The organism is Alphaproteobacteria bacterium, from assembly GCA_020638555.1.
In the GTDB taxonomy this organism is placed as follows: domain Bacteria; phylum Pseudomonadota; class Alphaproteobacteria; order Bin95; family Bin95; genus JACKII01.
Genome location: JACKII010000004.1, coordinates 503380 through 517317 on the forward strand (window position 1 = coordinate 503380; position 13938 = coordinate 517317).

Here is a 13938-nt window from a genome sequence, read left to right on the forward strand (position 1 = left end):
AAAAATTCATTGTCTGGTAGATGATGGGTTGTGAGGGTTCCATATATCGCGCCCGCCACAGCCCTCCCTACTAAATGTAGTCACTTGGTTGGAAGCGATGATGCCTAGGAGCAGAGGTCTTTGAGGAGTTGCCACCCATGCGTATCGAGCGCCGCTTCACCCGTGCCGGCCAGTCGCCCTACGACCGGATCGAGTTCCGCAATGCCACCAGCGAGATCGTCAATCCCGACGGCTCGGTGGTGTTCAAGGCGGCCGACATCCGCGTGCCCGCGCATTGGAGCCAGGTGGCGGTCGACATCATCGCCCAGAAGTATTTCCGCAAGGCCGGCGTGCCGAAAAAGCTGAAATGCGTCGAGGAAGACGGCGTTCCCGCCTTCATCCGCCGCCGCGTGCCCGACGGCGCCGCCCTCGACGCCCTGCCGGAGGACGAGCGCCTGGGCGGCGAGAGCGATTCGCGTCAGGTGTTCGACCGGCTGGCCGGCGCCTGGACCTATTGGGGCTGGAAGGGCGGCTATTTCGATTCGGAGGAGGACGCCCGCGCCTTCTTCGATGAGCACTGCTACATGCTGGCCATGCAGATGGCCGCGCCGAACAGCCCGCAATGGTTCAACACCGGTCTGCACTGGGCCTATGGCATCGACGGGCCGAGCCAGGGGCATTTCTACGTCGACCCGACCACCGGCGAACTCAAGCGCTCCGATTCGTCGTATGAGCGGCCGCAGCCGCACGCCTGCTTCATCCAGTCCGTCGCCGACGATCTGGTGAACGAGGGCGGCATCATGGACCTGTGGGTGCGCGAGGCGCGGCTGTTCAAATACGGCAGCGGCACCGGCACCAACTTCTCCAACCTGCGCGGCGAGGGCGAGCCGCTGTCCGGCGGCGGCCAGTCCTCCGGCCTGATGTCCTTCCTGCGCGTGGGCGACCGCGCCGCCGGCTCGATCAAGTCGGGCGGCACCACGCGCCGCGCCGCCAAAATGGTCTGCCTCGACGTCGACCACCCGGACATCGAAGCCTTCGTCAACTGGAAGGTGGTCGAAGAGCAGAAGGTGCTGGCCCTCGTCGCCGGCTCCAAGATCGCCGAGCGCCATCTGAAGGCGGTCATGCAAGCCTGCCACGGCAAGGCCGAAGTCATTGAAGGCGACGACGCCGACCGCTTCGACCCGAAGCGCAACAAGGCGCTGGCCGAGGCCATCCGCGACGCCCGCCGGGCCGAGATCAGCGAGAACTATGTCCAGCGCACGATCCAGCTCGCGCGCCAGGGCTTCACCGACATGGCGTTCGCCACCTACAACACCGACTGGGATTCGGAAGCCTATCTGACCGTCGCCGGCCAGAATTCCAACAACTCGGTGCGCCTGACCAACGATTTCCTGGAGGCGGTGGGCCGCGACGCCGACTGGAACCTGACCCGCCGCACCGACGGCAAGGTCGCCCGGACCATCCGCGCGCGCGACCTGATGGACCAGATCAGCTACGCCGCCTGGGCCAGCGCCGACCCGGGCGTGCAGTTCGACAGCACCATCAACGAGTGGCACACCTGCCCGGCCTCCGGGCGGATCAACGCCAGCAATCCGTGCTCGGAATACATGTTCCTGGACGACACGGCCTGCAATCTCGCCTCGCTGAATCTGGCCTCCGGCGCATTTTACAGCGCCGGCACGTTCGACCTGGAAGCCTACAGCCACGCGGTGCGCCTGTGGACCGTGGTGCTGGAAATCAGCGTGCTGATGGCCCAGTTCCCCAGCCGCGAGATCGCCCAGCGCTCGTACGACTTCCGCACACTCGGCCTCGGCTATGCCAATCTGGGCGGCCTGCTCATGGCCTCCGGCCTCGCCTATGACAGCGACGAGGGCCGCGGCGCCGCGGCCGGCCTGACCGCGCTCATGACCGGCATCGCCTATGCCACCAGCGCCGAGATGGCCGCCGGCCTCGGCCCCTTCCCGCGCTGGGCCGAGAACCGCGAGTCCATGCTGCGCGTCATCCGCAACCACCGCCAGGCCGCCCATGGCGAAGCCGGCGGCTATAAGGCGCTGAGCGTCCTGCCCGTCGCCCTCGACGCGGCCCGCGTGCCGTTCGAAGGCCTGGCCGAACGCGCCGCGGAGGCCTGGGACAAGGCGCTCGAACTGGGCGAGCAGCACGGGTATCGCAACGCCCAGGCGACCGTGATCGCGCCCACCGGCACGATCGGCCTGGTGATGGACTGCGACACCACCGGCATCGAGCCCGACTTCGCGCTGGTGAAGTTCAAGAAGCTCGCCGGCGGCGGCTATTTCAAGATCATCAACCGCATGGTGCCCGAGGCGCTGAAGGCGCTCGGCTATACCCGCGACCAGATCGACGCCATCACCACCTACGCCACCGGCCACGGCACGCTGCGCGGCGCGCCGGCGATCAACCACGACACGCTGAGCGCGCGGGGCTTCTCGCCGGAAGCGCTGGAGTCCATCGAGGGCTCGCTCGCCAGCGCCTTCGACATCAAGTTCGTGTTCAACCGCTTCACCCTCGGCGACGATTTCTGCCGCGACGTGCTGGGCTTCACCGACGCGCAGCTGGGCGACTATGCCTTCGACATGCTGGCCGCCCTTGGCTTCACGGCGGCGGAAATCCGCCAGGCCAACATCCATGTCTGCGGCGCCATGACGGTGGAAGGCGCGCCGGACCTGAAGGACGAGCACCTGCCGGTGTTCGACTGCGCCACCCCCTGCGGCCGCGAGGGCACGCGCTTCCTGTCGGCCGAGGCGCATATCGACATGATGGCGGCGGCGCAGCCCTTCATCTCGGGTGCGATCTCCAAGACCATCAACATGCCGAACGGCGCCAGCGTCGCCGACTGCGAGAGCGCCTATATGCGCTCGTGGAAGCGCGGGCTGAAGGCGAACGCGCTCTATCGCGACGGCTCCAAGCTCTCGCAGCCGCTCAGCGCGTCGCTGCTGGACGACGTCCCTTTCGAGGATGCCCCTGGGGAGGCCCCGCTGCCGTCTGCTGCTGCGACGGAGCGTGTGGTTGAGCGCATCGTCGAGAAGGCCATCGTCATGCGCGAGAAACTCCCCGACCGGCGCAAGGGCTACACGCAGAAGGCCGTGGTCGGCGGTCACAAGGTCTATCTGCGCACCGGCGAATACCAGGACGGCAAGCTGGGCGAGATCTTCATCGACATGCACAAGGAAGGCGCGGCCTTCCGGGCGATGATGAACAATTTCGCCATCGCCGTTTCCATCGGCCTGCAATACGGCGTGCCGCTGGAGGAGTTCGTCGAGGCCTTCACCTTCACCCGCTTCGAGCCGTCCGGCATGGTCGAGGGCAATGACGCCATCAAGATGGCGACCAGCGTCGTCGACTACGTGTTCCGCGAGCTGGCGGTCAGCTATCTGGGCCGCGCCGACTTGGCCCATGTGGAGCCGGAGGACATCCGCCACGACAGCATCGGCGAGGGCGAGGCCGAGAGCGCCATCGACGAGTGGAAGCACCGCCGCGAGGGCGACCTGGAGACCGCCCGGCGGCTGGCCAGCGCCGGCTATCTGCGCGACAACCTCTATGTGCTGAGCGCGCCCAAGGCCCGTGCCGGCGCGGAAATGGTGAGCGTCGCGGCGCAAGCGATGGAGGCCACCACCGGCATGGCCGTCGCGGCCAGCGCCAGCGCCAGCGGCGCCGCCACCTACGCGGCGGTGAGCTATTCCAGCGGCCCCGGCTCCGAGCGCGCCGCCCGCGTCCAGGAGGCCCGCATGAAAGGCTACGAAGGCGACAACTGCCCCGAATGCGGCAACTTCACCCTGGTGAGGAACGGCACCTGCCTGAAATGCGACACCTGCGGAAGCACGACCGGGTGTAGTTGAGGGATGGCACCGAAATAATCAGAGTTAAGAAGGATCGAATATGACTGCCCCAAATCGTCAGAGACCACCTGACTCGCAGGCTAACGAACAGCGTTCAAAACCGACGGGCCATTATACTGAAAGCTTTAAGCCTCCGAATAATGGCCCGCGAGGAGACAGCAACACTAGCGCCCAAAACGGCGGAACAGGGAATCAAATACCCAAAGATCCTCCTAATAGGGCGATAAGGAGAAAATAAAGTAACAATGGGTCTCATAAACTAGAAATGGAGACAAACAGATTATCGAATTAATGGGTTCTACTGGGCGTTTTATTTCTATAAGAAACCGACAGATGTTGTTTGATGCCTCAGAAAATTTGGATAGGTCGTTGCGAAATTTGGGTGCCAGTGACAAAGAAATAGATGACGTTATGCACGGTCTCCACTATTTTCACGCCATTGACATTAGTCATTTAATATTCGAATAAAATTATCAATGAGAAGATAAATAAAAATAGAGAGAAAATTTCTTTTTGGATCCCGATTAAGGATATAGATGGATTCAACTCAGAAAATGAAATTGCATAATAATTTAACGGAACAGCGGATGGATACTAAAAATTACCTCTTTAGCGCCAAATATAGAACTATTAGAATATATAAATAAAAAAAGAACGTATTGGACCTCATTACCTTCAGAGAAAGATAAAAAACGATTTTCGAAACAATTATAATGAAGCACTCTGTGATCTTTGGAATGGATAAAGAGAAAGAAAGATTACGGCGCAAAGAAATTTGGCTCAGCGAGGAGCGCCCAATTAGATAGAATTATTCATGTTGGAAGAAAATTAAATTTATTTTAATTTATACAATGCAACAATATAATCCTCGAATATTATCTTTAGAATACTCTCTAACATTTTGCGACTGGGTGAATTTGAGGGAATATGATGGCTTCTAGGCTGTCTGAAGGCAAAAACGCCAGTCATTTTGCTATCCTCGGTTCCGCCCATCGCCAACAACCAGTTTACGTTATGCTCATCGGCTATCCTTGCGTTACCCTACTCGATTTATTCACCGCTCCCGAACTCGTTCGGCAAAGGGAGTCGACCTTGATAAATTTGTCAAATATGACTACATTGCCTCATGGTCCGTGACACCAGACCCATCGGCTGGGTCCGGGCGGCCCGGAAGGCGTTTTTGGCGTTCCCGGCAGACGTGCAGGATGAGATGGCCGACGCGCTCACCATCGCAGCGGAAGGTGGCAAGGCAGACATCGCCAAACCCATGCAAGGCTTGGGCGCCGGCGTCATGGAGATCGCCCTGCCCTATCGCGGCGACGCCTACCGCGCCGTCTATGTGACCGAAATCGCCGGGAGTTTGTGGGTCGTGCACGCCTTTCAGAAGAAGTCCAGGACCGGCATCAAAACGCCCAGACACGAGATCGACCTGATCCGCGACCGGATCAGGCGCCTGCGATGGGAGTTGGCCCCATGACCGCCGAGACCCACGAAGCCCTCGAACTCGACCGCGGCAGCGGCAACATCTTCCGCGACCTGGGCCTGCCGGACCCGGACCTGCGCCAGGCGAAGGCGATCCTCGCCGCCTCCATCCTCCAGGCCCTCGACGCCCGCACCCTCACCGTGCGCGAGGCCGCGGCCGCCACCGGCTTTGCCGCCGCGGACTTCTCCCGCGTGCGCAATGCCCGCCTCGCCCGCTTCACCCTCGACCGGTTGATCTGCATGCTCCAGGCCCTGGCGCCGGAGGCCCGGGTCACCCTCCGCGTCTCCGCGCCCATGGCCGGGCCAGCGCCGGCGGGGTCTACGTCACCGGGAACCAGGGCTCGCAGGCATAGCGGCGGGTGATTTCCTCGCCGGCGGCGATGGCGCGCAGCGCCCGCAGCATCACCAGCCAGCCAAGGCCGTCGGCGCGGCAGTATTCGGTGGCGGCGTTCGGGGCATCGGCATGGTTGGCCAGGCTCGCAAGCCCCAACACCAGCAGGCCGAGTTCCGCGTCTTCCGGGTGGGCGAAGTGATAGTCCTCGATCGGCGTCGGCCCCAGGGCGCGGCAGTCGGCGGCGGAAAGCTCGACGGTCGGGTCGGTCAGGATCAGGTCGCCGGCCGCAATCGGGCCCGCGGCGACGATGCCACGCCCCTTGCCGGCAATCGCCCGGACCGTCGCCCGCGCCGGGCTGGGCGTCCGGGCGGCCGCCTCCGCCGAAACGATGGTGAAGGCGGGTGTCATGGCGCCAGCGCCTTTGCGAAAATGACCTTGTCGTCGCCGGGCCGATAGAAGTCGGCGAGGCGCGCGGCCTCCCGGTAGCCGGCGCGCACGTAGAAGCCGCGGGTCGGCGCATAGTCGGGCCGCCCCGAGGTATCGGCATAGACCAGGCGGCAGCCCATGCGCCGCATCGCCCCTTCCGCGCGGCTCAGAATGCGCTGGCCCAGGCCCTGGCCCTGCGCCTCCGGCCGCACCGCGATCCAATAGAGGTCGAAGCTGCCTTCCGCGCCGGGGATCTCACCGAAGCAGGCATAGCCGGCAATGCGGTCCGCCTGCTCCAGCACCACGAACTCGTAGCCGCTGACGCGGCCCTTCTGCACGCGCTCCTCCACCAGTTCGCCGGCAATGGCGATTTCATCGGCGGAGAAAAAGCCCGTGGCGGCCACCAGGTCCCGGATCGGCTGGGCGTCGGCCTCGCGCACGGATTCGCGCCAGACCTCGGCCCGCCGCGATGCGCGCCCCGGCCCGGCGGAAACCGCCGGTGCAACCGGCCTGGCGCCAAAAGCGGGCCCGTGCTTGGCGGCAAAGCCCGCAAAGAAATGCCGGGCGTTGGAGCCGAGGGCGCGCACCCGATAGCCGCCCTCCTGCACGATCAGGGTCGGATAGCCGGCAGCGCCGATCATCTCGCCGATCTTGCGGAAATCGTCGGCGCGGTTCGGCCAGGTGCCGGTCGGGTCGCCCTGGCCGGTGTCGAAGCCCAGGCAGAGCACCAGATAGGCCGGTTCGTGCCGCGCGACGCGGCGCAACGCCGTCGCCAGCGCCTCGCGATAGGCGTCGGGCGTCAGGGTTTCCGGCAGCGGCAGGTTCAGGTTGAACCCGGCGCCGGCATTGCGCCCGGTCTCGTTGCGAAAGCCGGAGAAATACGGATAGGCAAAGCTCGGATCGCCATGGATCGAGACCGTGAGCACGTCGGCGCGCTCGTAGAAAATGTCCTGCTGGCCGTTGCCGTGATGATAGTCGATGTCGAGCATGGCGACGCGGCCGTACTGGGCCAGATAGTTGGCGGCCACGCCGGCATTGGAGAGATAGCAGAAGCCGCCGAAGCTGCGGCGCTCCGCATGATGGCCGGGCGGGCGCACCAGGGCATAGGCCATGGGCGCGCCGGTCAGCACCGCATCCGCCGCGGTCAGGGTGCAGTCGACGGCGCGGCGGGCCGCCGGCCAGGCGTTGCGGTTCAAGGGCGTGAAGGTGTCGATGCACCAATAGCCGGCCAGCACCGAGCGCTCCTTCGGCTTGCGGGCCGGGTTGCGGATCGGAAAGATGTAGGGGTAGAGCGACTTCCCCTCCGGTGCCTCCTTGCAGGCGCGCTCGACATAGGCAACCAGGCCGCCGTCGTGGACGGCGCGGATCCAGCGCTCGGGAAAGGTGCGGGGCGGGGTTTCCCGAAACAGGCCGGTCTTGTGCAACTCATCGCGAATGGCGGGAATGCGGATCGGCGCCTCCACATAGCCGCGTTCGCGGACATGGTGGATGTCGTGCCGGTCGTTGACCACCAGCGGATAGGGCACGCGCACCGGCGGGCCGGCGGTCGCCGCCCCGTTGGCCTTGCCGCCATAGCGGGCCGGGCGCAGCCCCAGCGTCTCGTCCCGGATCGAGCCGATGACCGCCTCCACATAGTCCGGCGGACAGAGATCGGCGTATTTCCGCTCCAGCACGGCGCGCACGATGGCGCGCAATGGCGCGGCTGCGGGCAGGTCGTTCCGGCCGAGGCCGTCGAACACCAGGAACGGCATGTCGGTGTCGCCGGGCTGCAACGGCCGTTGATAGTCGGTGCCGACAATGGGGCGCGCGCCGTAGCGCTCGTAAAAGCGCAGGCGCGCCACGTTCTGGCGGCGGGTCGCCGGGTCGGGCGAGGTCTCCGGATCGTCCGGCAAGCACTCGAAATACAGGCCCCGGCTGCCGCGCTCCTGCGCCTCCAGCCGCACCCGGTCATAGAGAGCGCCGCCGGTGCCGGTGCCGCGGCCGCCGGCCAGCACCACGTCGAGATAGGAGAAGTGCAGGTCCGGGTCGTGCATCAGCACCGCCGCGCCCTTCACGTGCTCGGCGGCGTCGCTCGCGACCAGCAATTCGGTCACGAAACGCTGGCGGAACGGATTGTCGAGCTGCGTCGGCAGCTTGGCGATATCCCCTTCCGGCATGTCGGGAAAGGACTGGTGGATCAACGCCTGCACCTCGGCCACGGCCTTGGCGTTGGCGGGTGCGCGGGCGTTGGTGATCTTGCGGATGCGAAGCATGGGCGTCAGGCCGCTAGGGCGAGGGTCGCCGGGCGCGGCAGGGCGGCGCGGACGATCCGCTCGATCAGGGCGTCATAGGGAATGCCGGCGGCGGCCGCGGCGGCGGCAAAGCCGGCGTCGGGCGTCAGGCAGGGGTTGGCGTTGGCCTCCAGGATCCAGGGCCGGCCCTCGGCATCGACGCGAAAGTCGACGCGGGCATAGGCAGCAAGGCCGAACAGGCGGCAGGTTTGCAGCGCAAGGCGCTTCAACTGCGCCAACAGCGCGGCGTCCCGGTCCCAGAAGGCGAAGCTGCGGGGGGTGTGGGCGTAGGCGTGGCTCGTTGTCTCCCACTTGGCCGCCCAGTCGACGATGCGCGGGCGGGCGGGAGCGAAGTCATGGAACCGGATTTCCGCCGGCGGCAGGACCTGGCCGTCCAGTACGGACAGATTGAACTCGCGGCCTTCGATATAGGCTTCGGCGAAGAAATGCCCGCCGAACCGCGCTTCGCGCGCGGCGATCTCGGCCGGGGCCAGCGCCGCCGGCACGACCGAGGCCGCATCCAGGCCGAGCGAGGCGTGCTCGGTCGCCGATTTGACGATGACCGTGGCAGCGGGGCTGAAACCGCCACCGTCCGACGACCAGACCGGCGTCGGCAGGCGGCCGTGTTGCAAGGCCAGCTTGGCCGCGAGCTTGTCGCTGCTGGCGGTGTAGGCGTCGCCGCCGGCGCCGGTGTGGGCGAAGCCGAGCGCTTGCATCCGGGCGATGGCATCGGCCGCACGACCGCCGTCGCCGCCCAGGGCCTCGACCAGGTTGAACACGGCGTCCGGGCGGCGCAATGCCAGCCAGTCGAGCGCGACCAGGTTCGGGGCGACGTGCACGATTTCCGTTGCCGCGCCGAGGCGCTGCAATGCGGCGGCGACGGCCTCTGCCGCCACCACCGTGTCGGCCTCGTCCAGGCGGCCTTCGGTGGCGCCGTGGACGACGGGGATGAACAGACCGTTCAGCATGTCAGGCGGCCTCCGCGCCAAGGCGATGGTCTAACCGGCCCAGACCCTGGCGACGGGCGGCCGCGTGAACGATGCCGTCGATCAGGGCGTCATAGGCGAGGCCGGCCTTGGTCGCCAGCATCGGCAGGTCCGAATGGGTCGGGTGCAATCCGGCGACCGGGTTGGCCTCCAGGAAGTGCGGCACGCCGCGGGCGTCGCTGCGCAGGTCGAGCCGGGCAGCATCGCGGCAGCCGAGCACCGCATAGGCCGCCAGCGCGGTCTCCGCCGCGGCGCGGGCCTCCGCATCGTCGGCCAGGGTGTAGACCACGCGGGTCTCGCACAGTTCCTTGGATTCGAACGAATAGATCGCCTCATCCGCCGTTTCGGCCAGGGCGATTTCCATGACGGCAATCACCCGCGCCCCGGCGCCGTTGCCAAGAATGCCGACGGTGAATTCGCGGCCCGGCAGAAATGCCTCCGCCAGCGCCGGTTGGCCGAAACGGGCGCGCAGGTCGCGGGCGGCGGTGGCGAGCGCGGCCGCATCGCGGACCTTCGAGGCGCGCTCGCAGCCCTTGCCGGTGCCTTCCGCCAGCGGCTTGACGAAGGCGGGAAAGGCCAGCCGGCAGGCCGCGTCGTCCGCATCGCTCGCCAGCACGGCAAAGGGCGCGGTCGGCAGGCCGGCGTCGCGCACCAGGCGTTTGGCGACGGCCTTGTCCAGCGTCACCGCCATGGTGAGCGGGTCGGCAAAGGTGTAGGGCTGGCCGAACGCCTCCAGCAGCGCCGGCACCTGCGCCTCGCGCGAGCGGCCGGAGAGCCCCTCGCAGATATTGAACACCAGATCCCAGCGCTCGCCCGCCACCAGACGCGCGGCCAGCGCCCGGATATGACCGATGCGCGTGACCGCGTGGCCGCGGCGTTGCAGGGCACCCGCAATGGCGGCAATCGTCTCCGGCGAGTCGAACTCGGCCAACTGCTCTTCCGTCAGGCCCAGGCCGTGATAGTCGTCGCGAAGGTCGTAGGTGAGACCGATGCGCATGGCCTAGCGCTCCCCGCGGGTGCGGTTGGCACCGTAGTCGCCGCCCGGATCGGGATAGCGGTAGACGCCCCCCTCGAAATTGCGCAGCAGCAGGTCGTCGCCGTCGCGGCCGACCACGTATTCCGGCAGCAACGGAATCTTGCCGCCGCCGCCGGGTGCGTCGATCACATAGTGCGGCACGGCATAGCCGGTGGTGTGGCCGCGCAGGCCCTCGATGATCGCAATGCCCTTGGAGACCGGCGTGCGGAAATGGGCCGAGCCGGTGATCGGGTCGCACTGGTAGAGATAATAGGGCTTCACCCGCCGCTTCAGCAGGCCGTGCACCAGGCCGCGCATGGTCTCCACGTCGTCGTTGATCCCGGCCAGAAGCACGGTCTGGCTGCCGAGCGGGATGCCGGCATCGGCCAGCCGGCCATAGGCTTCCGTCACCTCCGGCGTCAGTTCGGCCGGGTGGGTGGCGTGGATCGACAGCCAGAGCGGGTGGTGCTGGCGCAGCATCCGCGTCAGCGCCTTGGTGATGCGCATGGGCAGTACCGTCGGCACCTTGGTGCCGATGCGCACGAACTCGACATGAGGGATCGCCCGCAGCCGGCCCAGCAGATAGTCCAGCTTCTCGTCGGCAATGGTGAGCGGGTCGCCGCCCGACAGCAGCACGTCGCGGATTTCCGAGTGCGCCTCGATATAGGCGAGCGCCTTGTCCCACTGGCTGCGCGAGAACGCATATTCGCCGCCGGCATCGCCCACCATGCGCGAGCGGGTGCAATAGCGGCAATAGGTGGAGCATGTGCCGGTGGTCAGGAACAGCACCCGGTCCGGATAGCGATGCACCAGGCCCGGAACGGCGGCGTCGTGGTCCTCGCCCAGCGGGTCGTCGGCCTCGCCCGGCATCCGGTGCAATTCCTGGCCGACCGGGATGTGCGTGCGGCGCAGCGGATCGGCCGGATTCTCCCGGTCCATCAGGCTCGCATAATAGGGGGTGATGCCGACCGGCAGCGCGCCTTTCATCAGGGCGACGGCGCCGCGCTCGTCGTCGGAGAGGGCGAAGATCTGCGCCAGCCGCTCGGCCGAGCGAATGCGCGCGCGCAACTGCCAGCGCCAGTCGTTCCAGTCGGTCTTGGTGGCATCGGGGAAGAAGCGCCGGCGAAATTCGTCGGTGGCGGCGCCGATCGGAAAGCGGGGGGAGTGGCCGGGTGGTTTCGGCTTCGCAGGACGCGAAGCCAGCGGGGGTTGGCGGAGGGCGAACACGGCAGAGTCTGCGCGTGCGTTGAGGGGCACGGCGTTGCCGTGTCCGGGAGGCTCCGCTTCCGGAGCCGAAACATCCATCATTTTGGGGCGAGTTTTCGTTCGATCCTGGTGGCCGTCGCGCGCCAATCGTCGATGCTGTCGCAAACCAGGAACCACTCAATCAAATATACGCAGCGCCACTCACGGCAAGTGGCTTTTTCCGGGCAAGGTGCGACAGAATGGCGAGGCCATGCGTCGGCAACCTCCACGGTCAGTCGCCGGCTCAAGCTGCGCACCGGCCGGCCGTCGGGCCTGACGCCGCCGTCGGATCGAGGCATTGAAGCGCGAGGCCCGGCCATGGCGCCAGGCCAATCCGATGAACGTCCCGAGCCGAAACTGTTGCCATTGACAGCATTCTGACAGGCAGCGGCGCCTAGGTTTGTCTTGTCCGGAGAGCAAATCTCCACAAACCGAGGAGAAAAAACAATGTCGCGTCATGGATCACGTTACGAAGATCGGTATTACGGTTCGCGTTACTCGCGCCACGACTCGGATCACGACGATCACGGCTCCCGCTACGGCTCGCGTCACTCGGATCACGACGATCATGGTTCCCGTTACGGCTCGCGTCACTCGGATCACGATGATCATGGCTCCCGTTACGGTTCGCACGACGATCAGGACCTGTACAGCTTCACCTTCGCCCCCGACATCAACGGCAATCTCGACGTCACGCAGATGTTCGAGATCGAGCGCGGCCGGGCCGAATGGCAGAGCATCCGCCGCAGCGAGTTCACGGTCGAGCAGGACCTCGTCGGCAATGTCGTGAACGTCACCGAGACCGAGTTCAAGTGGAACGAGGTCGAGGTGAAGAGCTATTCCGACCTGGATGGCGACGGCCTCTTCACCCAGGACTTCGAGATCGAGGTGGCAACCAGCGCCCGCGGCGCCGAGCAACACGAGTTCATCTTCGACCTGAACGGCAACATCACCGCCGACCTGGAACTGACCTGGCGCGGCGCCCGCAACGACTGGATCCGCAGCAACGAATCCTATCAGGAAATCGACGTGTTCGGCATCTCCCACGTCGTGAAGACCACGACCGACTGGAACGAGGTCGAATTCGAGGTCTTCCGCGACGACAACGGCGACGGCATCTACACCCAGATCGCCGAAGGCGAAACGCAGTCGGATGCCTTCCTCGACCTGAGCGGCAATGTCGACTTCGCCGCGATCCAGGCCCACCTGGCCCCGGCCGATACCATCATCGGCTGATGACCGGCAGAGAGGGAGCGCTTGCGCTCCCTCTTTCCTTTTCTTCCTGAACCCGTCGGGTCACGCCGCCTCGACGGCGCCCCATGTCAGGAGATTTTCGTGTCTACGCCCTCCACCCTCCTGAAAACCTGCCGCCCGCAGATTGCGGCCGTGATGCTGTTCAGCGGATTTGCGAACATCCTGCAGCTGACGACCTCGGTCTATATGATGCAGGTGTTCGACCGGGTCATGAACGGGCGCAGCCTCGACACCCTGGTCTACCTCACCCTGATCGCCGCGGTCGCCCTGGGCGTTCTGGCCGTGCTGGAGGCGGTGCGCGCCCGCGTCATGGAACGCGTCGGCGCCTGGATCGAAAAACACGCCTCGCGGCCCAGTTTCGAACGCGCCCTGGAAAACAGCCTGCGCGGGGCCGCCTACCAGGCCGAAGCCCTGCGCGATCTCGGCCTGGTGCGAAGCTTTCTCGCATCCCCGACCATGCTGGCGGTCTTCGATCTGCCATGGGTGCCGATCTATCTGTTATTGACCGTGTTCCTGCATCCGCTGATCGGGCTGGTGGCCCTGATCGGCGTCGCCACCATGGTGGCGCTGGCCATCGTGAACGAGCGCACGACGTCGCCGCTGTTTCGGGCCGCGAACGAGTCCGCCATGCTCGCCCAGCGCCGGGCCTCCGGCATCGTGCGCCATGCGGAATTGATCGACAGCATGGGCATGGCGCCGAACATGCTGCGGATCTGGTCGGCCGTTTCGAGCCAGGGCGAGCGCACCATGCGCCGCGCCTTGGACCGCTCGGCGCTGTTCGTCTCCGTCACCAAGTTCCTGCGGCTGGCGTTTCAGATCGCCATTCTCGGCGTCGGCGCCTATCTGAGCCTGACGGAACACCTCTCCGCCGGAACGGCCATTGCCGGCTCCATCGTCATGGCCCGCGCGCTCGCCCCGATCGAGCAGGTGTTCGGCGCCTGGCGCAACATCGTGCAGGCCCGCCAGGCCTGGCAGAGGCTGCAAGGCTTCCTGTCGCGCCAGGGCATGGGCCGTTCGGACCGCGCGCTGCCGCGCCCGACCGGGCGAATTGCGGTGGAACAGCTGAGCTTCGCGTTTCCGGGGCAGGCCCGGC

The 13938-nt window shown here is 65.9% G+C and carries 10 protein-coding genes; 5 read left to right on the top strand and 5 right to left on the bottom strand.

Annotated features, from left to right (window positions below):
• Window positions 1–137: 137 nt before the first annotated feature.
• From H6844_16245 to H6844_16255, 3 genes are all read left to right on the top strand, one after another.
• Window positions 138–3833, top strand: coding sequence for a vitamin B12-dependent ribonucleotide reductase (locus H6844_16245; GenBank protein MCB9930954.1), 3696 nt, complete (start codon window positions 138–140; stop codon window positions 3831–3833).
• A 1126-nt stretch (window positions 3834–4959) separates the two neighbouring features.
• Window positions 4960–5310 (top strand): type II toxin-antitoxin system RelE/ParE family toxin, encoded by a 351-nt coding sequence (locus H6844_16250; protein MCB9930955.1) that lies wholly within the window; start codon window positions 4960–4962, stop codon window positions 5308–5310.
• Window positions 5307–5678, top strand: coding sequence for an XRE family transcriptional regulator (locus H6844_16255; GenBank protein MCB9930956.1), 372 nt, complete (start codon window positions 5307–5309; stop codon window positions 5676–5678). Before H6844_16250 ends, H6844_16255 begins: the two co-directional genes overlap by 4 nt.
• Here the strand turns inward: H6844_16255 and H6844_16260 are convergent.
• The 5 genes from H6844_16260 to H6844_16280 are packed head-to-tail and all read right to left on the bottom strand — an operon-like array spanning window position 5635 to window position 11651.
• Window positions 5635–6057: an SET domain-containing protein-lysine N-methyltransferase gene (locus H6844_16260; GenBank protein ID MCB9930957.1), complete on the bottom strand. Its 423-nt coding sequence runs from the start codon at window positions 6055–6057 to the stop codon at window positions 5635–5637. The two genes, H6844_16255 and H6844_16260, sit on opposite strands and share 44 nt — an antisense overlap.
• A complete protein-coding gene (locus H6844_16265; protein MCB9930958.1) occupies window positions 6054–8327 on the bottom strand; it encodes a GNAT family N-acetyltransferase in 2274 nt (757 codons plus the stop codon). Before H6844_16265 ends, H6844_16260 begins: the two co-directional genes overlap by 4 nt.
• A 5-nt stretch (window positions 8328–8332) precedes the next feature.
• Window positions 8333–9313: a D-alanine--D-alanine ligase gene (locus H6844_16270; protein ID MCB9930959.1), complete on the bottom strand. Its 981-nt coding sequence runs from the start codon at window positions 9311–9313 to the stop codon at window positions 8333–8335.
• A gap of 1 nt (window position 9314) precedes the next feature.
• Window positions 9315–10328 carry a D-alanine--D-alanine ligase gene (locus tag H6844_16275; GenBank protein ID MCB9930960.1) on the bottom strand — a complete coding sequence of 338 codons (1014 nt, stop codon included), beginning with the start codon at window positions 10326–10328 and terminating at the stop codon, window positions 9315–9317.
• 3 nt (window positions 10329–10331) lie between these two features.
• On the bottom strand, window positions 10332–11651 hold the full coding sequence (locus H6844_16280; GenBank protein ID MCB9930961.1) for a KamA family radical SAM protein: 1320 nt from the start codon (window positions 11649–11651) through the stop codon (window positions 10332–10334).
• Between the two features lie 387 nt (window positions 11652–12038).
• Between H6844_16280 and H6844_16285 the strand changes: the two genes are divergently transcribed.
• Complete coding sequence (locus tag H6844_16285; GenBank protein ID MCB9930962.1) at window positions 12039–12827, top strand: hypothetical protein; 789 nt, start codon at window positions 12039–12041, stop codon at window positions 12825–12827.
• A 99-nt stretch (window positions 12828–12926) separates the two neighbouring features.
• Window positions 12927–13938: type I secretion system permease/ATPase (locus H6844_16290; GenBank protein ID MCB9930963.1), on the top strand; the 1012-nt coding region annotated here is incomplete at its 3' end.